The organism is [Bacillus] selenitireducens MLS10 (genome assembly GCF_000093085.1).
Lineage (GTDB): Bacteria > Bacillota > Bacilli > Bacillales > Salisediminibacteriaceae > Salisediminibacterium > Salisediminibacterium selenitireducens.
The window spans coordinates 2,086,403-2,108,358 of record NC_014219.1 but is presented as its reverse complement, the minus strand read 5'-3'; the positions used below and the strand labels follow the sequence as shown (position 1 = coordinate 2,108,358).

The window sequence follows — 21,956 nt, the reverse complement described above, 5'->3', positions numbered from 1 at the left end:
AAATAAAAAGTGCTCCGGGAAATCGGAGCACCCTTCATCTATTATTTTATAGCTTTTACAAGCTCGCGTCCATAATCAGGCAAATCAGGTGGTCGTCGGCTTGATACCAGCTTCCCATCAACAGTAACCGGTTCATCAATCCATTCTGCCCCGGCGTTGATCATGTCATGCTTGATTCCAGGCGTACTTGTCACCTTCTTTCCTTTAAGTACATCCGCAGAGATCAGCACCCAGCCGGCATGACAGATTTGTCCGATAACTTTGTCATGATCCATCATATGGCGGACCATATCAAGAACGGCGTCATAACGTCTCAATTTATCCGGCGCCCAGCCGCCCGGCACAAGCAGCGCATCAAATTCCCTGATCTCAATCTCATGAAAGGCTGCATCGGATTTGACCGGCACACCATTCTTCCCTGTGTAGACTTTTTCTGCGACTGGCCCCGCTATAATAGCGTCCGCCCCTGCTTCCTGCAAACGGTAATGAGGATAGATCAGTTCTGAATCTTCGAAATCATCCTCTATAATAGTCAGCACTTTCCTGCCTTTTAATTCCATGATATGCTTCACTCCTTTTCATGTTGACGGCATATAGTAGTCGATTACCCGCAAAAGCATCCTTTTAATCAATTATTTCAAGCTGTTCCATTCATCGAAGAACTGATCGAGATAGCGTTCCATAAAGGCATGCCGCTCTTCAGCAATCCGTTTTGACGTATCAGTGTGCATCAGGTCTTTCAGCTTCAACAGTTTCTCATAGAAATGATTAACTGCGGTGTTTCTCTCTTTTCTGTAGGAGGCTTCCGTCAGCGATGTTCTGGGAGAGAGCTCAGGATCATGCATAACATCCCCTTTGTTGCCGGCGAACATAAAACAACGCGCAATCCCGATGGCTCCAATTGCATCGATCCGATCAGCATCCTGAACAATTTTACCCTCCAAAGTATCGGGCGCGTCATTTTGACCGCCTTTAAACGAAACGGTCCTGATCAGCCCCTGAATCGCTGTAATCTCATCAGGAGAAAAGCCCAAATCAGACATTCCCTCCTTAAGATACCGCATGCCCGCTTCTTCCGTTGCATGAAATTTACTGTCCGGAATATCATGCAAGAGAGCTGCCTTTTCCACGAGATCATCATCCGCTCCTTCTTTCTTCGCTATAGCAACCGCATGATTGCGCACCCGGTCAGTGTGGGCCCAGTCATGCCCACTCGCGTCATGTTCAAAAAAGTCCTTTACCCATTTTTCAAGCGCTTCCATCTTCACATTCATTTTCTTCATCCCCTGTCAATACAAATATTTGAAACACGCAACGATTGTTAAAACAATCACGTACTTTCAGCTGTTATATTTTTTTATTTCTCCTGTACTACACATTTATTTCTCCTTAAATCCTTTGTTATCAAGGGTTGAACCTTGTTGATCAGTAAGTGTATCAGTAACTTAAATTCGAACATTTTGTGAATATGTGACTTAGATCATATCATTGACCATTGATATTCCCTATACTGCAGATAAGGGAGTTATGCACTTATTTTGAAAGGGGAATGATCAAATGTCTATTTTACCAAAAAAGAACGAGCTTGGCTTTTTTGAGATCCGACTGGAATCCATCGGCGGACTTGGAGCCAACCTTGCAGGAAAGATGCTAGCTGAAGCAGGGGTTCAGGGATTGGGCCTGAACGGAGCCAACTTCTCCTCTTATGGATCAGAGAAGAAAGGATCTCCTGTTAAATCATTTGTCCGGTTTTGTGAATCAGATGTTGAAATTCGTGACCATGCACCAATTGAACAGCCTCATGTTATTGGTGTATTCCATGAAGCACTTTATAAAATGGTCGATGTCGTAAGCGGTTTAACAGCGGACGGGGTAGTCCTTGTTAACACACAGAGCGATTTTGATACAATCCGAAATGATCTGAAAGTGGAATATGGCACGATTGCTGCCGTCGATGCTTTAAAAATAGCCAATGAAGAAAAGACAAAAGTTAATACGGCAATGCTCGGCGCTCTCTATCGTATCCTTGATTTCCTGGATCCTGACTATATGCGAAATGTCATTCGCAAAACGTTTGAAAAGAAATACCCACACCTCGTTGAACCGAATATCCGCACATTTGACCGTGGATACAATGAAGTGACGTTTAAGAAATACGAAGCACCTGCCGATGCAGAGAGCAGAGAGTTTACCCGTGTTCAGCCGCGACTCGGTTATGAAACACAGGTGATGGGTGGGATTATCACCGCTCAGGCCAACAGCATTCAAAAAGATTTAAGCGGTTCGCGTATCGGCTTTCTGCCTGAATACAAAGAAGAATCCTGTATTCACTGTGCCGCCTGTGACACAGTCTGCCCGGATTATTGCTTTGTCTGGGAACAGGGCGAAGACAAAAAAGGACGTCCGCAAATGTTCCTTAAGGGAATTGATTATCAATACTGCAAAGGCTGTCTGAAATGCGTGGACGCTTGTCCGACAGATGCACTTGCAGATCTTGTTGAAGAGAAGGGCTATGCAGAAGACAATCAGGTGAAACACAACTTTCCATACGTTGCAGGGGGTATGAAATAATGGCAATGACAGAGGAAAATGTAAAAAAAGTATCTAACGAACAGGTTGAAACGTTCGAATCAGGTAACGAAATGGCTGCCATGGCGGCAGCGCAAATCAACTATCACTTAATGGGATATTTCCCGATTACACCTTCTACCGAAGTCGCTCAGTATCTGGACATGATGGCATCAAAAGGCATGCATGATATTGAATTGATCGCAGCCGACGGTGAACACGGTTCTGCCGGCATCTGTTTTGGAGCCGCCACAACAGGTGCACGGGTCTTTAACGCGACCAGTGCCAACGGGTTCCTCTATATGATCGAACAGCTGCCGGTTCAGTCAGGGCTTCGCTTTCCAATGGTCCTGAACCTGGTTACACGCGCTGTCAGTGGCCCGCTCGATATTCGCGGTGATCACTCAGATCTTTATTACGGTCTGAATACAGGATGGGTTATTCTCACAGCCAGAACGCCTCAGGCTGTCTATGACATGAACATCATGGCTCTTAAAATTGCAGAAAACTCTGAAGTCCGTCTCCCGGTTATTGTTGCTTATGACGGGTTCTTCACCTCTCACCAGAAGCGCCGTGTCAACATGTTCAAAGAGAGAGAAACCGTGCAGTCGTTCGTTGGTGAAGCACCAAAAGGATACCCGGTTTCCATCGATAAAGACAACCCTGTCACAATCGGTGCACACATGGATGGCAATGACTTAACGAATAACCATTTCCAGCAGTCTGAAGCGCTCTATAAAGCTTATGACGTCTATAAAGAGGTCGCTGCAGAATATGAGCAAATTTCAGGAAGAAGCTATGACATCCTTGACACGTATGGCATGGAAGATGCAGAAGTCGCCCTCTTCCTGTTGAACTCAGCTGCCGAAACGGCAAAAGATGTTGTCGATAAGCTCCGTGCAAAAGGAGTTAAAGCAGGTGTCGTCAGCCCGAACATCATCCGACCATTCCCTGCCGATGACATTCGGGAAGTGTTCAAGAATGTCAAAACCGTTCTAATCGGTGAACGTGCTGATTCTTATGGCGGAAATGGTGCCAACCTGTCTCACGAACTCAAGTCTGCACTTCAGGAAGATCTTGATAATCAGACAAAAGTCATCAGCCGTGTATTCGGTATGGGTGGTAAGGACTTCTATTCCGATGATGCAGAAGCATTTTTCCAAATGGCCATCGATGCTACAGAAGATCCGTCAACTGTGAAGAACTTTGACTACTACGGCCATACGCCAGGTAACAAGGAACTTGAACTCCAGCCGGTTATTGAACCGATGACGGTTGAAAGCTACAATTCCGGGTTAATCAATGTCAAGCAGGACGAAGAGACTAATAAACTGAAGGTGCGCATTCCGCCACTGCGTCAGTTGACCAGTAAACCGAAACGCTTTGCTTCCGGCCACGGGGCATGTCCGGGCTGCGGGATCTTCCCGGGTCTTGAGCTCTTCTTCAAAGGCATTGAAGGAGACGCGGTCATCCTGTTCCACACGGGTTGCGGCTATGTTGTCACATCAGCCTACCCACACAGCTCGCACAAGCAAACAATGATTCACAATCTGTTCCAAAGTGGCCCGGCTACCTTGTCAGGTACAGTTGAAGCATTCTTTGAAATGAAAGAGCGTGGCGAAGTGGATATTGATGATGACTTTACATTTGTGATGATCACCGGTGACGGCGGTATGGATATCGGAATGGGATCGGCCATTGGTACAGCTTTGAGAAATCACAAAATGATTATTCTTGAGTATGATAATGAAGGCTATATGAACACTGGTTCCCAAATGTCTTATTCAACGCCAATCGGTCACATGACAAGTACGACAGGCGTCGGCAAAAAACAGCAGGGTAAAGCCTTCCACCATAAAGACACCGCGCAAATCATGGCATCCACAAATATTCCTTACGTTTTCACAGGTACTGAAGCATATCCTCAGGACCTGATCAAGAAAGCAGCAAAGGCACAGTGGTATGCACAAAATGAAGGCCTTGTGTATGGTAAAATTCTCATCACCTGCCCGCTCAATTGGAAGAGCAACGACCGTGACGGTGAAAAAATCATGAAAGCTGCCGTCGAATCCTGCTTCTTCCCGCTCTATGAAATCGAGCAGGGGGAAACAAACATCACGTACGATCCTGAAGCAAAGAACAAGCGTGTAGAGCTTTCAGAATGGCTCGGTTACATGGGTAAAACCAAGCACCTCCTCAAAGAAGAGAACAAAGCGATTTACGATGATTTCGTCAACGAAGTCGATCGTCGCTGGAACAAGCTGAAAGTCAAACACGAAACACCTATGATTTAATATACGAACACAGAGGCTGCATCTCAGGCAGCCTCTGTGTTTTTAATTTATGACGTCTTCATCAATCCGCGATCATAATTAACGAATGCACTTCATCAATATGAAGTGCATTCGTTGATTGGACGATATTAAAGGACTTTTTCCTCTGCGCACGTTTGACAATCGTTTCCGTAACATTCATGCATTTCATCAATGACATCCCCGCAGCTCGCACATTCTTTTGGTGGTAGATTTTCAAAAAATTCAACACTGGAAATCATCATGCTGTTCCGCCCCCAATCATGTATTTCCATCATTGTAATATAACAAAATATATAAATCAACCGTTGTTTTAAAACAACTGCTTTTCATTCAGATTTTTCAGTTTTTTATGACCATTCAATCCTGTACTATAAAACATAAAATGCAGAACACCTCCCAATGATTAAAAATCGGAGGTGTTCTGCATGATGATTATCAACTATTCGACGCCAAGCAGCTCATCAAGCATCGTGACAAGCTGTCCGATCTCTGGCTTACTGATTTGAGCGTCAGCTCCTACCCGTTCCCCTTTATGAAACAAATCACCTGTAATAAGTGATGAAAAGATGATAACCGGGATCTCTCTCAAATTGTGATCCTCTTTAATGATTTTTGTTAAATGATGCCCATCCATTACCGGCATCTCGATATCCGTGATGATTCCATCGATAGTGGAACCGCCTTTACTGGATGTAATGTATTCCCATGCCTCTTTCCCGTCATCAGTGAAGACGAGATTATCATAACCGGACTCAATAAGCGTGTCTTTCAGCAGCTGGCGAAGTATCGGAGAATCCTCGGCAAGAAGAATTTTTTTGCCGCTTCTGTCCCGCTTTTCCACGCCTTCCATCTTGGCAGGCGTTATGCCGGCTTCCGGCATAATATCATAGACAACCTTCTCATAATCAAGCATGAGAATCATATTTTCATCCATTTTGATAACACCGATCGTTAAGTCTTCCAAACCTCCGCTTAAACGGCTCGGTTTTTCAATTTGCTCCCAGGAGATCCGGTGAATTCTCGAAACCGAGTGCACATGAAAGGCCACTTTAACATTGTTCATCTCGGAAACAATGTATTTATCCTGATTATTTTCATCTGATGGTTGGAACCCGATGGCTTTTGCCAAATCAATAACCGGGATGACTTCCTCACGCAGACGGATTATTCCTTCAACGTGCGGATGTGTGTGAGGCATAAGCGTCACATTCATTGGCTGTATGATTTCACGTACCTTCATAACATTAATACCGAATGTACCTGTGCCGATTGTAAACATAATGACTTCTAATTCATTTGTACCACTTTCCAGTAAAATACCTTTATGTTCTTCACTCATTTTTACCCCTCCAGCGCATCGTGATCTTGACGATACAGTCTTTCTGTCTATTCATAGATTATCATGAATAGGGCCATTCCGCTATCATTCTTGTGTATTTTTTTACAAGGATATGAATTGCAATCACTTAACAAGGCCGCTATAATGTTAACAACATACAAGATACAACCAGGAGGCGATGATTATGACAGCAAGATTTGGTGCCGTTCTCTTCTTTTCGTTATTTTTCTTTTTGATCCCTGCATCCGCAGTATTTGCAGAGGACAATGGTAAAGCAACTTCTCTGATGAACTCTCCTTTTGTTATTGTCGGTTTCCTCACACTTGGACTGTTAATGTATTATTGCATCCGGGAATCATGATTGGATTTCAATGATATGAAAAAAGTCGGTGAGCCCACCATGATGGTGGCTCACCAACTTTTTTGTTCAATGATAAATCACGCCTCGACAAAGCGGTCGATAAGCCACTTGCATACAAATAAAACGACAGCATAGCCAATGAACGCCATGACAATATGCCCAAGATACAGGGCGTCACCACCTGTATTGCTTATCATAACACTGTCAGCTTCACCAAACAGCTCCAAGAGCCGTTCAACCACATCATCAGAGCGAATAAGAGGTACGGTTTGTTCGAGGGCCTGATACCAGGACTGCTCCCCAATCAGATCAATCAGCCAATTCACTCCAAATACAATCACAATGGCTAAAATCCAACCAAACGGTCTGAAGGACTTTGCCATTAAATAAATAAACACGGCGGCAAGGCCAATTGAAGCAGCAGCATGGGTGATGCCAATGACAATATACGGACTGAATTCGGCAAAAGCAAGACTCAGCGGCTCAAGAACGTCCGCCATTCCCGTAAACAGTGAATCAGCTCTCTGTGCATGATGAAGCATTCTTCCAAGAATCACATAGGCCACAGCCATCGCATAGATAAGTGACAGCAGAAACTGACTCAGCCCTGCCCCCATCTTTGATGTCAGCAGCACCCACCCTGAGACCGGAAGATTCAGCCACTGAACATGCGTGTTGCTTCGCCATTCCCTTGAAAAGGCAATGATCCATTCGAAAAAGAGGTAGATGATATGGATGACAATGAGTGCAACAGCAATCAACACAAAGAACAGTGATCCCCGTTCAATCGCGATCCACATGCCGAGAAAACCAATAGAGTTGACAATCATCACCAGCATAAATCTTGGCAGGGAATCCTGCCATTCTTTTATAAACAGTGCCAGCCACATCAGTTCAGCACCTCCCTCATGAGTTCAACGACAGATTTCCCATGTTCCTCACGAAGGGTATCTGTTCCACCTTGCAGTACCACCTGGCCGTCTCTGAGAATTAGTACATAATCCAAAAACGGTTCCACTTCCGTAACCTCATGTGTGGAAATCAAGACCAGCTGTTTTTCCACATCGGTTTCACTGATGATCATGTTCAAGATATCCTGACGAACGAGAGGATCGAGGCCTGACAGAGGTTCGTCCATCACCAGCACCGGAACTTTTCTCGCGAGGGTAAGTAAAATCTTCACCTTGGCACGGTTCCCCTTTGACATGGTCTTGATCTTCTGTTTCAGATCCAAGTTCAGGTTGTTGGCCATGGCTTCTGCGCGTTCCCGGTCGAATGCAGATATGGTCTTATCGTGGAACACCATTGCCCCTTCCAAGGTCTGAAACGCATACAGTGAATCGAGTTCAGACAGATAAGCTACCTTTGTGCCGATCCTTCTGTCAACAGATGTGCCGCAGATTTCCACCGTTCCTTTCGACGGACGCAACAGGCCAGCCATCAGTTTTAATAATGTCGATTTACCGCTCCCATTAGGACCAATTACACCTGTCAGTCCAGGCCTGTCAAGCGTTAATTCGATATCGGTAATCCCTTCTCCTTTGGAATAGGTTTTTGTCAGTTTACGGACCGTTATGTTAGTATTCATGATCAGCAGCCTCCTTATCATCCTTTAGCCGCTCTTGAATGAGAGACAGGATTTCGTGTTTGGTAAGTCCCAGGTTTTGCATGTTCCCGATAAAGGCATCCACCTGTGAAGATGCCTGTGTTTTTTTCAGCGCCTGAATCACACTCGTATCCTCGGTCACAAAAGTACCCTGCCCCCGTTTCGACACGACAATCTCCTGCCGTTCAAGTTCCATATACGTCCTAGAAACGGTGTTGGGATTTACACCGACTTCAATGGCAAATTCTCTCACGGAAGGCAGCTTTTCACCGGGTTTCCATACGCCTCTTGTAATTTGACTGTTTATATAGGCCATAATCTGCACATAAATCGGCCTGTGATTATCAAAATTGATTCCCATTATCCGCGCTCCTTCCTTGTGAAATTCAATCGGCAATATCCCGTTTTGAAAAACTGAGATAAGCAATTGCTTTAAACACGGTGAAGTAGAATACCACAATTCCTACGGAAAAAGCAGCAGTTGTATGTTCGATCATCGGTTGACCATTGAAATGCTGCAGCAGATTGGTATGAGCGAAAAGCAAATATTTTGCCCAGTCATAGCTGCTAAGCAGAAAGACAACCTGCCCACCCGTAAACAACATCACCAGAGAGAGGCCAATGGAGAGAGATTGGTTGCGAAAGACCGCTCCGAGCATGAATGCAAAGGTTGTCATGATGATTAATTCCACCCAGGCAAGTGAATAGGTAACTGCCATATACCCCCATACAGACATGTCTCTGACTGCGCCATCAACAACCTCAACAACCCTCAGTCCATCAATGGAAAACCCATATAAAAAACCACCTGTGAGCAGACTGATGACAATCAATGTCAAGACCATGACAATGGAAAACAATACGGTTGAAAGCCATTTGGAAAGCAGTATTTTCCAGCGTTTCACAGGACGGATCATCAGAAGTTTGATCGTTCCTTTGCTGTGTTCACCAGCCACAATCCCTGCCCCGACAATCACGGTAAACATGGTTACAAAACTGACGAGTTGCGGATTCTCCATCGCAAAGCCAAGCATCGAATCGCGGTTCACCTGAGAAACTTCTTCCTCGATCAGATACGTTCCGAGCATTTCCTGTTCATGGATTTGCACCTGCATCGATTCCGGCATATTGGCCATTTGGTCCGGGTCTGACTGTTCAATCTGAAGACCAGGTTCTCCTGCACCATCAAGCGGTTCGGTTACCTCATTGGCAAAACGCATAACAAGACCGATGAAAACAATCACCGCTGCCAAAATCACAAACATAATTTTCGTTCCTAAGCGCTTGTATATTTTCATGTTCTCATTTTTGATCAGGGCGTACATCATACGGATCTTCCTCCAGTCAGTTCCAAAAATTGCTCTTCAAGCGTTAAGTTAGCAGCACCTTTGACTTCATAAATACCAATACCTTGATTGACGAGAACAGAAACAACATTTGGAATCTCCTCTCGTGAACACGCTAATCGAATGCCTAAATCTGTGATCTCCACTTCTTTTTGCAGTTGCTTTCGTATCACATCAGCCGCCTTTGACTGATCCGTAACAGTTACGGTGACGAACTGTTCTTTTCCTTCAACAAAAGAAGCGACATCAGAGACCGTAATGATTTCACCATCCTGTATCACTGCAATACGGTCACACATTTTTTCCATTTCACTGAGCAAGTGACTCGAAACAATGATGCTGATGCCATCTTCATGGGCAAGCTTTTTCAAATAACTGCGAATCTCTCTGATTCCCGCCGGATCAAGCCCGTTGGTCGGCTCATCGAGGATCAGCACATCCGGTTCATGCAACAGTGCCTGAGCAAGTCCGAGTCGCTGTCTCATTCCAAGTGAATACGTACCTGTCTTTTCGTGGATCCGTTTCTCCATACCAACTCGCTCAGTGACTTTTTGAATCTGTGCTTTCGATACGCCCGGAGACATGCGCTGGTAATGCAGCAGATTGTCATACCCGCTGAGATACTCATACATTTCCGGATTTTCAACAACCGCCCCCACGCCGGAAATCGCTTTTTCAAAATCATTACTCAGGTCAAATCCATTGATCGTAATAGAGCCTCCTGTCGGTTTCATCAAGCCTGTCATCATACGGATGGTTGTTGTTTTCCCGGCACCGTTTGGACCGAGGAGCCCATAGATTTCACCCGGTTCAATGGAAAGCGTAATATTCTTAATGATCGCTTTGCCACGGATGTTTTTTGACACATTACGAATGACTATCCGTTCTTTCATTCCTATCCTCACCCTTCGTACTACTGTATTAATTAGATAGTACACTACTTCAATAAGACTTTCAAGACTCTTTTGGTATTTTATCTGCACATTATGGCACAACTTGTACGATGTGCTGAATCAAAACAATTACGAAAACTATGCAAACGCTTGCCTCAAATCACTTGATTTCACCCTTCTTATTCTTTATACTTCAATTTAAGCAATCGTTTTCATAATATTGGTGTCAAGTGACAACGTTAGCTGCATTAACCTTCCAGGAACACTGCAAAAAGGGATCTCAACGAGGAGTGACAAGGATGAAATATATAATAGGTACAACTGTTTTGACGGCCAGCATGCTGTTGACCGCCTGCAATGATGAACCCGAACAAGTCTATACTGCTGCAGATTTTCCTAAGGAAGACCCTCAGCTGATCGAACACTTTCCGGAAACCGTTTTTTATGAAATTTTTATTCGTGCCTTTTATGATTCAACAGGCGACGGAATTGGAGATATCAATGGGATGACCAGTCAACTTGACTATCTCGAAGAACTTGGTGTTGAAGGAATCTGGTTGATGCCCTTTCACCCGTCTCCAACGTATCATGGCTACGATGTTACCGATTATTATGCAATTAATCCCGATTACGGAACCCTGGACGATTTCAGGACATTCATTGATGAAGCCAATGAACGCGGTATCAAAGTACTGATGGATTTTGTTGTGAATCATTCCAGCAGGGAGCACCCATGGTTTGAAGAGGCCATCAGCAACCCGGACAGCGACTATCGTGACTGGTATATTTGGGCCGATGAAGAGACAAACATTCGTGAGCGAGGAGAATGGGGACAGCGGATGTGGCACGGCACAGAACCGAATATGTACATGAGTGTCTTTTGGGAAGGGATGCCCGATTTAAATATGGATCACCCCGATGTCCGGGAAGAAATCTATGCCATCGGTGAATTTTGGCTCGATGACGTCGGTGTGGACGGCTTCCGTCTTGATGCCGCCAAACACATTTATCCTGGTGAAGAGGAAAAAAACCATGAATTTTGGCGGGAATTCACCGCTGAAATGGAAGCGGTAAATGAGGATGTCTTTATTCTTGGAGAAGTATGGGCACCGGCACAGGTCACAGGGCCTTATCTTGACGGTGGACTTCACTCGACTTTTAATTTTGATTTGGCCGAAGATCTGATTCAGGCTGCTCGCCGGGAAGGCAATTCCCGCCTCGTATCCTCATACCTGAATACGCTTGAGCGGTTTGATCAGTTTTCTGATAGTTATATTGAGAGTACATTCTTGACGAATCATGACATCGACCGTGTCATGAGTCAGCTTTCAGGAAATGAAGACCGCATGCGGATGGCTGCTTCTCTGCTGTTATCGTTTCCTGGTTCCCCTTTTGTCTATTACGGGGAAGAGATAGGAATGGAAGGAACCAAGCCTGATGAACATATTCGGGAACCGATGCTTTGGTATGACGATTCATCAGCAGGTGGTCAAACCTCTTGGATCGAACCTCGTCATAATCAGGATGCTGAAGAACTCAGTGTTGAAAGCATGCGTGATGACCCTGAATCACTCTGGTCACATTATCAGACATGGATTCATTTGCGCCGAAGCGTACCTGCACTCCTTTACGGCGAATTGGTTGAAGCTGAAACCACGCATGATGGCGTGATTACCCTGATTCGGGAAACCGATGAAGATCGCATTCTCGTCTTACACAATATGAGCAGTGAAACCGTCGATATAGACATCGATCCTGAAGACGATGTGGATGCGCTTCTCTACATGGACAAAGACGACACCGACTGGTCGTCTCAAATATTGACTTTACCTCCTTATTCGTCAGCGATTCTTCATTGATCAACAAAACCCCTTGAAACGGTTTAAGATACCAGCCGTTTCAAGGGGTTTTTCAGGTTCAGTAATGATGTGTGCAAATCAAAAAATCAGTCAAGAACGCGGACTGACTCAATATAAACGTCTTCCACAGGTGTGGAATTATTCGGACCTTCTGTATCCACCGTTGCAATGGCATCCACAACATCCATGCCATCAATCACGTGACCAAAGACCGTATGTCCACCATCGAGGTGCGGAGTTCCGCCATATTCAAGATAATGCTCCACTGTCTCTTCCGGAAAGCCGCTTCCCTCAAACATTTCAGCCATCAGTTCTTCAGGTCCTGCATGCACGATAAAAAACTGACTGCCGTTTGTGTTCGGACCGCTGTTCGCCATGGACAATGCTCCACGGAAGTGGGCCAATTCTGCAGTGAATTCATCTTCAAACGACTCACCAAAAGCGCTCTCCCCGCCCATACCGGTTCCAGTCGGGTCCCCGCCCTGGATCATAAAGTTTTCAATGATCCGGTGGAAGATCACATCTTCATAATAACCTTCTTCACTCAGGGTGATAAAATTTTCGACCGCCAAAGGGGCATATTCAGGGAACAGTTTCAAATGAATGTCACCCATGTTCGTTTCCATTACAACTTCAACTTCATCTTCACCGACACCATCTTTAAGCTGCGGATACGATAATGATTCTTCATTGTCCTCAACCGCTTCTTCCGCCTGATTTGTATCGGCTTCTGTATGATTCGCTGTCTCTTCATCCCCATTTTGACAGCCGGCAATAGTCAATGCGCTTGCAGCAAGTAAAACGGACAGTGATCTCGTATACTTTTTCATGTTATTCTCTCCTACTCTTTTGTTGATTCTTTCGAGGGATTAGACCCTCCATTACTATATCATGATATTGACTAATGTGCATCCGATACTTTCCCCTTTATCTTTTCATCTCCATCAGGTAAAATAAGAACAAACGTTCTTAGGTGGTGAACAGCATGAAACCTTTAAATAAAGCAGAGGAGCTGTTGATTGAACATTATATTTTACTGACACTGTGCAGACAGGTTCTCGAACGCGATCTGAAGGCGTTCAGCCAGTCTTCCATCCGGATGAAAGATCCGTATGTGCATCTCATAGAATTTGCACTCACCGCGCTCAGTAAAGATCTGTATAAGATTAAGGGCGAACAGCAGCAAAAAAAAATGACGATCCACCGTGCATCCGTCTCGGATACATTCAGCGAATACGTCATTCATTACCAAGGTTACACCTACACAATGACATATAAGAACGTACATTTGAAGTACCAGGTGCAAGACTGTATCGAAGATTTGTTCGGTCACTTTAAACATGCCTCATCTGGTCATGAGGTATCTGAGCTTTGAAAACACCTGAAGTGCCGTGCCGCCAAAAATCTCATCTTTGGCGGTGCCGGGTATATAATGATCGATAAAATCAATATATGGTGCAATTGGGGTCAGCGGCCAGTCAGTTCCGAACATCAGTTTATCTGGACGATCACAAAAGGCCAGCGCGTGCTTGAAATGATCAAAAAAATGCGGTGTTTCACGGATTCGCTTTAATTCATACCGATCCCCCACCATCAAGCCCGATAAATCTGCATACACATTCGGATTCTTATACAGAACTTCCGCAGCGTCGAGCATCCACGGATCACCAAAATGAGCCATGACAAAGCGGTTTTTCGGATATTTGACCGCTACCTCATCAATCGTCAGCGGATGCGCATATTTCAGAAGTCCCCGGGTTGAGAATGTGTCACCCGTGTGAAAAACGACTGGCAAATCAAACGAGGCAGCCAAATCGTAAACCGGGGCATACACATCATCGAAAGCGTAATACGGGTAGTAACCGAGATATATCTTAATGCCCACCGTCTGCGGTTCGAGGAGCGCGCGTTCAAGGGCAGGAATTTCCTTACGGCCAACCCGGAACGGATTAATACCCGGACATTCTGCCACACGCTGCCCTTTTTGGACCGAGGGAATCAGATCAAGCCCCATTGGAGAGTTTGGTGAGCGGTCCGGGAAACCTTCACCGCCTTCCATTTCCCGGACACCCATGGCAATGGCCAGATCAACGCCGCTCCGGTCCATTTCATCCATTAGTCCGCTGTAGGAATATTGCACGTGAGAGGCTTGCCTGGCGGTCTTCGCAAAAGCACTGATTGTGGAAAGATGTACGTGAGCGTCAATTACTGCCATGAGTCATATCCTCCATCCCATTACAAGATCCGTCAGTCAGAGTTCTGCTGATCGCGCACTTCCTGGTAAGCATTGGACAGAATACCCTGTATCGCTTTGCCCCGATTCTTTTTACGGGCGCGGAACTCCTCGTACAACTCATCACCTTCATAACCTTCATCAATCAGATTGCGAAGAAGCTGATCGGATAAATCATCCTGTTTTACAACGAGCGTACCATCCAGATGAAGAGACATATGCTGATCCAGTTCATTAATACCCTTTACATCACAAACAAGCGTTGCCGGATCATTCGTCCGCCTCGTAATGGTAACTTCCATCATAAACGACTCCCTGTCGCGTAAATATGCCTCAAAAAAAGGACGCCATTCCTCTTCAAGAACCGCCTCAACAAGCCAGGCTTTCCCCACTTCTTCTTTGTTAATAATCAATCCGTCCACCAACGGGATTTCTTTTGTTTTCATTTCCTGACGGGCAGTGGATTCCTCATCCATCAGCATCGTCATCGAACACAGTTTAAAGGTTTTCAATGATTCATCCCTCCAAGGCATAATCAAATCTTGCAATTTCCCTTATTATATCAGAAAGTAGAATAAAAAGCGTATTCATGGAGGGAATCAACGTGAAACCATCAAAAACCACATCCTCAGGAATCTCCCTTTCGCAGGGAGATTCCTCACATATAACCGAATTTCATCACTGTTTACACCGCTACATGGAGCCTTGTCAGGGCAGAGACAAACACGTCACCACTTCTCTAAAACGGGTGCAATCCATTCAATGCATGGAAACAGCAGCAAAAAAGACAGCCCGGGCTTGGGCTGTCGAATATTTCTCCTGGTTACAAACCAGGTCACTGGGGCTGGTCCAAACAGATCTTCCATACAATGGAAAGACCCGTTTTCGTGCAGGCGGACTTACACTCCTTGGCATGACAGAAGACCCCTTCAGGCATGTTAACCTGAGCAGTTGGCTCATTGAGAGCGGCGTTCTTCTGCATCAACAGGAACGTAAAGCCTCTGTCAGCCGCTTTACCTTTCTCACTGCTGAGCAAAATGGAAGGGATCTCCTGTTCACAGCAGTCGAAAGCTTTGCACCAGCCCTTCCATGGAAACTGTACCGTATGACACAGGGGATCATCCATCCCTTTGTGATGAACCGTTTTGCTCATCACATCGGTAAACCCGACCGGTCATTCAGCTGTCTGAAAGACCGATATCATTAATCCCCTGATCGAGTCCGGCAGCTTCACCATGAATCCCGTGATCAAACGCTGCATCAACGTCCCGGAACATCTGAATGCTCTCCGCTGACAGAGCGGCAGTTCCAGGAGCCGCATAAAAATAAATTGGAAGCTGATCTGTTCGAAGGCTCAGTTCAGACGCCTCCCTGATCGGAAATGCGCGGGAGAGCGAGGTCAACAGACCGAAAGCCACTGCATAGACAAAATGAGCCGTCCATTTGTCTGCACCGGTATCTTCCGCATCTGTCATCGTGTGTAAATATGCGCGGTATCCCAACCATTTCGCACGTAACTCTGCTCCTCGATCAGTCAGATTCGATTCAAGCAGGAATAACGAAAAAGACACCACCGTCAAAATAAATGCAAAAAAACCGAACAACGGGACCAGAAACAGAAGGACCGCCATTAAAAAAAGCATCATAAGATGAGTGGCGACCCCGATCTTCCGAAAAAGAGGGGATAAATCAAGCAGCTCCAGTTCGGAAAGTTCTGATTCAATCTGTTCCTGCCACTCATCCACCACTTCAAGAAATCTGTTTCGACCCGAATCCAACTCTGTAAATGTATAGAGATCTTCCACATACAGCACCCCGCCGGTGCCAACTTCATGGAACAGAAAATCGAACAGGAGTATGGAAGAAGGCGATTCAACGGGCCTTTCGACTGCTTCAAAGCGGACGACCGGTGATGATGGACCATCTCTGTGAAGAGTCGCATTTCCGCCACGGACAAAGTCCAGCAATGTAGCGGTTAACTGTTTCGATCCGATGGTCTTCTGCCCCGAAATATAAAGTGCCACGCCAGGCGAAAACGATGCTGGTGGTTCCGTTTGGTGTATCTGTTGATAGCGGTTACGCTTGATGCGCCTTCTTATAAACCAGGCTGAATGAATGACAGCAAGAATAAGAAACAATGTCATCATCAGAACATTCATCGGTACCAGCCTCCCCTATGATCTCTTGACACGAACCTTCCTCTCTTCATACAAATGCCGCAGAAAATACCCGATCAGCAGCATAAAAAACAAACTGAAAAACACGATATAACCGGGACCTGCCCCTGATTCGTCCACCCAAAGGGGCATGGACAGAAAGCTTAACACACCAATCATGGCAATATTCCCAAACACTGTCGACCACATATAGGATACTGTGGAAATCGGGCTCGCCGCGGCTGCAATGGAGATCAGGTTGCTCGGCATGACGGGAATGCTCCTTAGGAGCACCAGCATATAAACCCCGTAATGATCAATCGCATGAATCACTTTTTTCAACCTGTCCTCATTCTTTTCCCAATAACGGTCAAAAAACCGGCCTGCCGCGGATCTCGCAAGAAAAAAACAGACAACAGCTCCAAGAAAAGTCCCTGCAAAGCTGGCGAGAATCCCGCCCCAAACACCGAACACAACAAAATGAAACACAATCAGAATCAGTATAGGAAACAGTGTAACCACGTTTTGAACCATCATCAAGGGGATCGTAAATAACAGGATCCCATATCCCCACTGTCCAAACATTTCTTCCGTAAAATAATTCAAATCTTCGTTCCGGAGCGCCATAATCCAATCCCAGCGCCAAATGATGATTACGATCATCAAAAGAACCAGGAGCATTGCAACCCATTTCCTCATATTTTCACACCCTACTCCGACAACGTCCTATTTTATTCATTATATCTGACAAACCAGCAAAACAAAAGAAATGAGGACCTGTCAGAAGGCCCTCACCATCGTTACTCTGCTGCTTTACCGTTTGTTGAAAAATAATAGATGCGGTAAAGAAAACTGCTGACAAGCCCAATCGCAGCAAGAACCGCCATCACGAGATACAAACTTTGGACATCAAAATAATTGATAATCTGTCCCCCGCCAATCGAACCGATCACACCGGAGATCCCAAAGAAAACTGAAATAAACAGAAGATGTCCAGTTGACTCAAATTCTTCCGGTAAAAGTCTTGTTACAAACTGAAATGCGGTTAAGTAAAAGATACCGAATGTAAATCCGTGAAGCACCTGAATCGCCAACAACGGAAGAGGATCATTAAGCATAAACATCAAAAGCCAGCGAATCACGTACAAAAATGCTGCAATTGATATATTCGTCAAAGGATGAAAACGGTGAAGCCAATATGCACTGAGCATAAAAACCATGGCCTCAAAAAAGACGCCTACAAACCAGACCATTCCGATAAACGATTCATTGCCCCCCAATTCGACGACAAATAAGCCGATAAACGAATCATTCATCCGGTGAGTCAAACTGATCGTGAAAATAAACAATAAAAACGCCACGAGCTGTTTGTTCTTAAGGAGTTTAAAGGCACCTGTTATGTAAACCGGTTTCTTAGAAGGTCGACTGTCCGGAGCAAAGAATGTCAACGTCAGTGCAACACCCATCATCGCCGCATACACATAATAAATGTTCCATATACCGATATTAGTAAGAATAAATCCGCCAACCAGGGAAGATGTCGCAAAACCGAGAGAGCCCCACATCCGAATACTGCCAAAGGACACACCGTGTTCGACTGAAACCTTTTGTCCGAGACTCTCCCCCAGCCCCCCCTGCAGGTGACTGAAACGAGAAGAAAATGAACATGACAGGCACCAGCAGGATGAACTCCGTAAGCTGGAACACGATAAAAGCCACTGCCAGGGCAACGGACAGACAGAGTAGCATAATACGCTTAACGGTTTTGTATTTGTCACTGACAAAACCCCAAAACGGCTGAGCAATAATTGCCGCAGCAGGCCCCACTGCCAGGAGAATCCCGATCTCGGAACCGCTGAGGCCCATGTATTGAAAATACACGGGCATGTAGCTGATAATGATGGTCATGGATGCATGAAAGAAAAACAGCATCCCTTTTATATTCCAGGTTGAATTCACAATGTCCCTTCTTTCAGTGTACGTGTCGTCCGGTTAATGAAGCCAGTCATGTTCAAATAAATAACTTGGATCAATGTCGATAAACAGGTAATACTCTTCATCAAGCGGATACGAATACGTACGTATAAATTCGTTGGTTTTAATATCTCTGTATTTATCACTGAGCATACCGACATTCCGGTATTTCATCTGCATAATGTGATCAAGAAAATAAGTTCGCCAGCTCCAGTTTTTCCCCCTGGCTGATTCATCCGCAATCCAACTGTTAGTTGTTGTTTTCATCCAGTTGGCACTGACCTGATTGCCCAAGTCATCGGAAATATACATACGAAACGAGATATTATCCATGATCCCTGTCAGTTCCCGGAGCAGCTGATCATGCTGTTTAGGCAACCCCTTTTTCTTCAATTTCTGTTCAATCTCTTTCATAAAAGCAATCTGCTTGGAAAGCTTCCCTTGTCTGGCAACGATGAAAGAATGAATATGACTCTGAAGAACCGGTTTTACATCCAGTGGTTCGACACGCTCCGGCATTGGCATCTTTAAATAGAAGCCCTGCAAATAACGCCCGCCATACTTCCACGCATTCAAGAGCTGATATTTTTCCTGAATTCCGGTGAAATGAAGTGTAGCACCAATTTTCCGGGAAAATAATGCAAGTGCATTCAGAATATCCCGGTACATATTGGGGTCTTTTCCGCTTCTCAGATCCGACAGGTCGATCTTCAGATACGTTGGCTCAAGCTTCGAGAAATGATCGAGATTCGTATCATCAAGCTTGATATCATCAATGGAAATCCTGAATCCGGTCGCCTTCATGTATAAGAACATATGTGTAACATCGCTTTGGTCTTCAAACCCGGCAACACGAAACTCAAATACAACTCGCTCCGGCGACAGGCCGTTTTTTTTCATACCGTTGAAATGCTTCCATCAACTCTTCAACACAATCGAGATCGAGCAGTGTTTGTAAATCCAGGTTGAAAAACAGCTTCTCATCAGATCCCCACGAGAGCATTTCCTTAACAGCCAAATCATGAATTTTCTGATCCACTTCCCATTTGTATTCACTTGGAATTTCAGGATCAAGGAAGAAAGGTGCAAGTGATACGTCCCGGCCGTCCACTTTCATTCTGGCCAAAACCTCATAGCCAATGACTCGGTACTCCTCGGTGTTGAAAACCGGTTGAAAATATGGGCGAACATCGTCAATATGATCCATCACTTCGATCGGATCCATGAGAACGCCTCCTCTCCATCTGTAAAATCAACTGATACTTCTATTATAGCATGCCGGCCGCGGTCTTTTTCAGAAATCATCGATTCTCAGGATGATAAGGATTCAAAGACTCGCAGTGCTTCTTCATAGGGCAGTTTTGTCTTGCCCAATTCTTCCCCTTTTCTACCGAACGATTCATGATGAAAATCTGAACCGCCTGTGCGGAACATTCGAGAACCCATTTGACTGTCAATTGATGATGCCAAAGCTTCAAAACGCTGGACAGAAGCAGAGTCATGATCGCGATGATACACTTCAATACCATCGACGCCATAGGCATTAAACCAATGCGGAATAGAGTTGTCAAGGTCATAAAAAACAGGATGTGCGATAATGGCAAGCCCCCCTGCTTCATGTATAACCCGGACCGCTTCCTCCGGATGCATCTCATCTTCTTTATATTCATAGCAGGGACGGTTGTACCCGATAAAACGTTTAAAGGCATCATTGACAGACTCCGCATACCCGTGGGCAACAAGAGCTTTTGCTAGATGCGGCCGGCTGTAAGTATCTCCGGTAACATAAGAGAATACATCGGACTCTTCAATCTCCATACCTTGCTTTTGACACTTCGAGATCATGGAGCGCATCCGATCAAGCCTGCGTTCACGATGAAAAGACAGCGTCGACTGCAAAGACGCAGATTCAGGATCAATACCATAACCGAGTATATCGACGCTGACTCCTTCAAAACGAGTCGACAGTTCCAGACCATTAATAAATGAAAGACCCAACGCCGCTGCTGTGTGACGGGCTTTTTCAAGTCCGTTCGTCGTATCATGATCCGTCAAACTGATCATTGTCAAACCGGCATCTGCGGCTTTTTTGACAAGCGCTTCTTGACCATATCCGCCATCGGAAGCCGTCGAGTGCATATGCAAATCTGCAAGACCATTCATCATCGGGTCCACCAGCTGTCAAATGGTGTCACAGGAAGCTGACGTTTATGCATGGTCTTCCCATACATGGATTCAAGCCGTTCCCGTGATTCATAACTGATATCGGATCCTGTCAGATAAGTGTCAATTTCCCGGTAAGTCAAACCAAGGGCTTCTTCATCCGGCAGTTGCGGTTTATCATCTTCAAGGTCGGCAGTTGGAGCTTTTGTATAAAAGAGCGCGGGGGCTCCAAAATACTCAAGCAGCTGTTTACCCTGGCCTTTTGTCAATCCGAATAACGGTGCGACGTCACATGCCCCATCTCCAAATTTGGTGTAGAAACCGGTAACTGCTTCTGCAGCATGATCCGTTCCGACCACAAGAAAGCGAAAGTGTGCACCCAAATCATATTGTACTTTCATTCGCTCCCTGGCTTTTGTGTTTCCTTTCACAAAATCAGACATATCCTCTCCTGCAGCTGCCCTGAAAGCTTCGATTGAAGCATCTACTGCCGGACGGATATTCACCGTAATGCGCTGATCAGGTCCAATAAAGTCAATGGCCTGTTGAGCATCTGCCTCATCTTGCTGCGAGCCATAAGGGAGCCTGACGGCGCAAAACGTGTAAGGTGAAGCTTCGGCAGACTCGTCATTCAGCTCATGAACAGCCTTTTGAATCAATAATCCCGCCAACAGTGAATCCTGACCACCTGAAATACCGAGAACATAGCCTTTCATGCCACTGCCCTGCAAATACCGTTTCAAAAAATCAACACGAAAACGAATCTCTTCTTCACTGTCGATGCGTTCTTTCACGCAAAGATCTTTGATAATTTGATGTTGCATTGCCATCAGCTCCTTCGAATAACATTTACAATCACCGCATGTGGATCATGCCGTTCTGATTCAAGAATGCCTGATTCCCACTCCCCGACAAGGTCAAAGTGTGGAAACGGATCACGGTTGTGAATCCATTCCGGCCGGAGACCGTGTTTCTCACCCCAGGAAATCAGCGTCTCTCTGTTTGCACAACCCGCTTTCGTTACCGTTTTGTACTGTGGGAATCGTTCGTCATACCAGTAATGGGTAATCAAAGCGACTTTTCCGGATTGAACTTCACGTTTCCATTTTTTCAAGTCTTGTCTTCTGATGCCAAAAGCCATCT

General features: G+C 45.3%; 27 protein-coding genes. 6 read left to right on the top strand and 21 right to left on the bottom strand.

Features of this window, described 5'->3' with window-relative positions; genetic code table 11:
* Positions 1 to 41: 41 nt before the first annotated feature.
* Together BSEL_RS09730 and BSEL_RS09725 are read right to left on the bottom strand one after the other, a co-directional pair.
* Positions 42 to 560, bottom strand: coding sequence for a type 1 glutamine amidotransferase domain-containing protein (locus BSEL_RS09730; RefSeq protein WP_013172828.1), 519 nt, complete (start codon positions 558 to 560; stop codon positions 42 to 44).
* Positions 561 to 632: 72 nt separating this feature from the next.
* Complete coding sequence (locus BSEL_RS09725; RefSeq protein WP_013172827.1) at positions 633 to 1,274, bottom strand: HD domain-containing protein; 642 nt, start codon at positions 1,272 to 1,274, stop codon at positions 633 to 635.
* 283 nt (positions 1,275 to 1,557) lie between these two features.
* Here BSEL_RS09725 and BSEL_RS09720 point away from each other — a divergent pair, with 283 nt between their 5' ends.
* Complete coding sequence (locus BSEL_RS09720) at positions 1,558 to 2,571, top strand: 2-oxoacid:acceptor oxidoreductase family protein (protein ID WP_013172826.1); 1,014 nt, start codon at positions 1,558 to 1,560, stop codon at positions 2,569 to 2,571.
* Complete coding sequence (locus tag BSEL_RS09715) at positions 2,571 to 4,862, top strand: transketolase C-terminal domain-containing protein (protein ID WP_013172825.1); 2,292 nt, start codon at positions 2,571 to 2,573, stop codon at positions 4,860 to 4,862. The genes BSEL_RS09720 and BSEL_RS09715 overlap by 1 nt, the downstream gene beginning before the upstream one ends.
* 128 nt (positions 4,863 to 4,990) lie before the next feature.
* Here BSEL_RS09715 and yhfH read toward each other — a convergent pair whose 3' ends face one another.
* Positions 4,991 to 5,122, bottom strand: coding sequence for a protein YhfH (gene yhfH / locus BSEL_RS17525; protein WP_332870081.1), 132 nt, complete (start codon positions 5,120 to 5,122; stop codon positions 4,991 to 4,993).
* 200 nt (positions 5,123 to 5,322) lie between these two features.
* Entirely contained in the window at positions 5,323 to 6,222 is a 900-nt protein-coding gene (locus tag BSEL_RS09705; RefSeq protein WP_013172823.1) for a chemotaxis protein, read from the bottom strand.
* Between the two features lie 184 nt (positions 6,223 to 6,406).
* Between BSEL_RS09705 and BSEL_RS17765 the strand changes: the two genes are divergently transcribed.
* On the top strand, positions 6,407 to 6,583 hold the full coding sequence (locus BSEL_RS17765) for a hypothetical protein (protein ID WP_013172822.1): 177 nt from the start codon (positions 6,407 to 6,409) through the stop codon (positions 6,581 to 6,583).
* Positions 6,584 to 6,660: 77 nt separating this feature from the next.
* Here the strand turns inward: BSEL_RS17765 and BSEL_RS09700 are convergent, their stop codons facing one another.
* Genes BSEL_RS09700 through BSEL_RS09680 form a run of 5 tightly spaced genes read right to left on the bottom strand, consistent with a single transcriptional unit; the run spans position 6,661 to position 10,428 of the window.
* Positions 6,661 to 7,473, bottom strand: coding sequence for a hypothetical protein (locus tag BSEL_RS09700; protein ID WP_013172821.1), 813 nt, complete (start codon positions 7,471 to 7,473; stop codon positions 6,661 to 6,663).
* Positions 7,473 to 8,171: an ATP-binding cassette domain-containing protein gene (locus BSEL_RS09695; protein WP_013172820.1), complete on the bottom strand. Its 699-nt coding sequence runs from the start codon at positions 8,169 to 8,171 to the stop codon at positions 7,473 to 7,475. The genes BSEL_RS09700 and BSEL_RS09695 overlap by 1 nt, the downstream gene beginning before the upstream one ends.
* Positions 8,161 to 8,550: a GntR family transcriptional regulator gene (locus BSEL_RS09690; RefSeq protein WP_013172819.1), complete on the bottom strand. Its 390-nt coding sequence runs from the start codon at positions 8,548 to 8,550 to the stop codon at positions 8,161 to 8,163. The genes BSEL_RS09695 and BSEL_RS09690 overlap by 11 nt, the downstream gene beginning before the upstream one ends.
* A gap of 25 nt (positions 8,551 to 8,575) precedes the next feature.
* Positions 8,576 to 9,517, bottom strand: a complete 942-nt coding sequence (locus BSEL_RS09685) for an ABC transporter permease (RefSeq protein ID WP_013172818.1) — start codon at positions 9,515 to 9,517, stop codon at positions 8,576 to 8,578.
* Positions 9,514 to 10,428 (bottom strand): ABC transporter ATP-binding protein, encoded by a 915-nt coding sequence (locus BSEL_RS09680; protein WP_013172817.1) that lies wholly within the window; start codon positions 10,426 to 10,428, stop codon positions 9,514 to 9,516. Before BSEL_RS09680 ends, BSEL_RS09685 begins: the two co-directional genes overlap by 4 nt.
* A 299-nt stretch (positions 10,429 to 10,727) precedes the next feature.
* On the opposite strand from BSEL_RS09680, the gene BSEL_RS09675 reads away from it, so the two are divergent.
* Complete coding sequence (locus tag BSEL_RS09675) at positions 10,728 to 12,287, top strand: alpha-amylase family glycosyl hydrolase (RefSeq protein WP_013172816.1); 1,560 nt, start codon at positions 10,728 to 10,730, stop codon at positions 12,285 to 12,287.
* An 86-nt stretch (positions 12,288 to 12,373) separates the two neighbouring features.
* Here BSEL_RS09675 and BSEL_RS09670 read toward each other — a convergent pair whose 3' ends face one another.
* Complete coding sequence (locus tag BSEL_RS09670) at positions 12,374 to 13,117, bottom strand: peptidylprolyl isomerase (RefSeq protein ID WP_013172815.1); 744 nt, start codon at positions 13,115 to 13,117, stop codon at positions 12,374 to 12,376.
* Positions 13,118 to 13,272: 155 nt separating this feature from the next.
* On the opposite strand from BSEL_RS09670, the gene BSEL_RS09665 reads away from it, so the two are divergent.
* The gene (locus BSEL_RS09665; RefSeq protein ID WP_013172814.1) at positions 13,273 to 13,662 is read left to right on the top strand and encodes a hypothetical protein; all 390 of its coding nucleotides are present in this window, start codon (positions 13,273 to 13,275) and stop codon (positions 13,660 to 13,662) included.
* On the opposite strand, the gene BSEL_RS09660 is transcribed toward BSEL_RS09665, so the two are convergent.
* Positions 13,633 to 14,502 (bottom strand): amidohydrolase family protein, encoded by an 870-nt coding sequence (locus BSEL_RS09660; RefSeq protein ID WP_013172813.1) that lies wholly within the window; start codon positions 14,500 to 14,502, stop codon positions 13,633 to 13,635. The genes BSEL_RS09665 and BSEL_RS09660 overlap by 30 nt on opposite strands.
* Positions 14,503 to 14,534: 32 nt before the next feature.
* Positions 14,535 to 15,032: a YwpF-like family protein gene (locus BSEL_RS09655; RefSeq protein ID WP_013172812.1), complete on the bottom strand. Its 498-nt coding sequence runs from the start codon at positions 15,030 to 15,032 to the stop codon at positions 14,535 to 14,537.
* A 92-nt stretch (positions 15,033 to 15,124) separates the two neighbouring features.
* On the opposite strand from BSEL_RS09655, the gene BSEL_RS09650 reads away from it, so the two are divergent.
* Positions 15,125 to 15,727 (top strand): hypothetical protein, encoded by a 603-nt coding sequence (locus tag BSEL_RS09650; RefSeq protein ID WP_013172811.1) that lies wholly within the window; start codon positions 15,125 to 15,127, stop codon positions 15,725 to 15,727.
* On the opposite strand, the gene BSEL_RS09645 is transcribed toward BSEL_RS09650, so the two are convergent.
* The 9 genes from BSEL_RS09645 to BSEL_RS09615 form a co-directional block, all read right to left on the bottom strand.
* On the bottom strand, positions 15,699 to 16,679 hold the full coding sequence (locus BSEL_RS09645) for a DUF2207 family protein (protein WP_013172810.1): 981 nt from the start codon (positions 16,677 to 16,679) through the stop codon (positions 15,699 to 15,701). The genes BSEL_RS09650 and BSEL_RS09645 overlap by 29 nt on opposite strands.
* Before the next feature lie 15 nt (positions 16,680 to 16,694).
* On the bottom strand, positions 16,695 to 17,375 hold the full coding sequence (locus BSEL_RS09640; protein ID WP_013172809.1) for a TVP38/TMEM64 family protein: 681 nt from the start codon (positions 17,373 to 17,375) through the stop codon (positions 16,695 to 16,697).
* Positions 17,376 to 17,476: 101 nt separating this feature from the next.
* The gene (locus BSEL_RS17095; protein ID WP_269815723.1) at positions 17,477 to 18,262 is read right to left on the bottom strand and encodes an MFS transporter; all 786 of its coding nucleotides are present in this window, start codon (positions 18,260 to 18,262) and stop codon (positions 17,477 to 17,479) included.
* Positions 18,183 to 18,635 carry an MFS transporter gene (locus BSEL_RS18215; protein ID WP_049773649.1) on the bottom strand — a complete coding sequence of 151 codons (453 nt, stop codon included), beginning with the start codon at positions 18,633 to 18,635 and terminating at the stop codon, positions 18,183 to 18,185. The genes BSEL_RS17095 and BSEL_RS18215 overlap by 80 nt, the downstream gene beginning before the upstream one ends.
* 33 nt (positions 18,636 to 18,668) lie before the next feature.
* Positions 18,669 to 19,550: an EAL-associated domain-containing protein gene (locus tag BSEL_RS18210; protein WP_049773648.1), complete on the bottom strand. Its 882-nt coding sequence runs from the start codon at positions 19,548 to 19,550 to the stop codon at positions 18,669 to 18,671.
* A complete protein-coding gene (locus BSEL_RS18205; protein ID WP_049773647.1) occupies positions 19,510 to 19,875 on the bottom strand; it encodes an EAL domain-containing protein in 366 nt (121 codons plus the stop codon). Before BSEL_RS18205 ends, BSEL_RS18210 begins: the two co-directional genes overlap by 41 nt.
* 86 nt (positions 19,876 to 19,961) lie before the next feature.
* The gene (locus BSEL_RS09625; protein ID WP_013172807.1) at positions 19,962 to 20,816 is read right to left on the bottom strand and encodes a PHP domain-containing protein; all 855 of its coding nucleotides are present in this window, start codon (positions 20,814 to 20,816) and stop codon (positions 19,962 to 19,964) included.
* The gene (gene nadE / locus BSEL_RS09620; protein WP_013172806.1) at positions 20,813 to 21,637 is read right to left on the bottom strand and encodes an ammonia-dependent NAD(+) synthetase; all 825 of its coding nucleotides are present in this window, start codon (positions 21,635 to 21,637) and stop codon (positions 20,813 to 20,815) included. Before nadE ends, BSEL_RS09625 begins: the two co-directional genes overlap by 4 nt.
* Positions 21,638 to 21,642: 5 nt before the next feature.
* Positions 21,643 to 21,954: a hypothetical protein gene (locus tag BSEL_RS09615; RefSeq protein ID WP_013172805.1), complete on the bottom strand. Its 312-nt coding sequence runs from the start codon at positions 21,952 to 21,954 to the stop codon at positions 21,643 to 21,645.
* Positions 21,955 to 21,956: the final 2 nt, after the last annotated feature.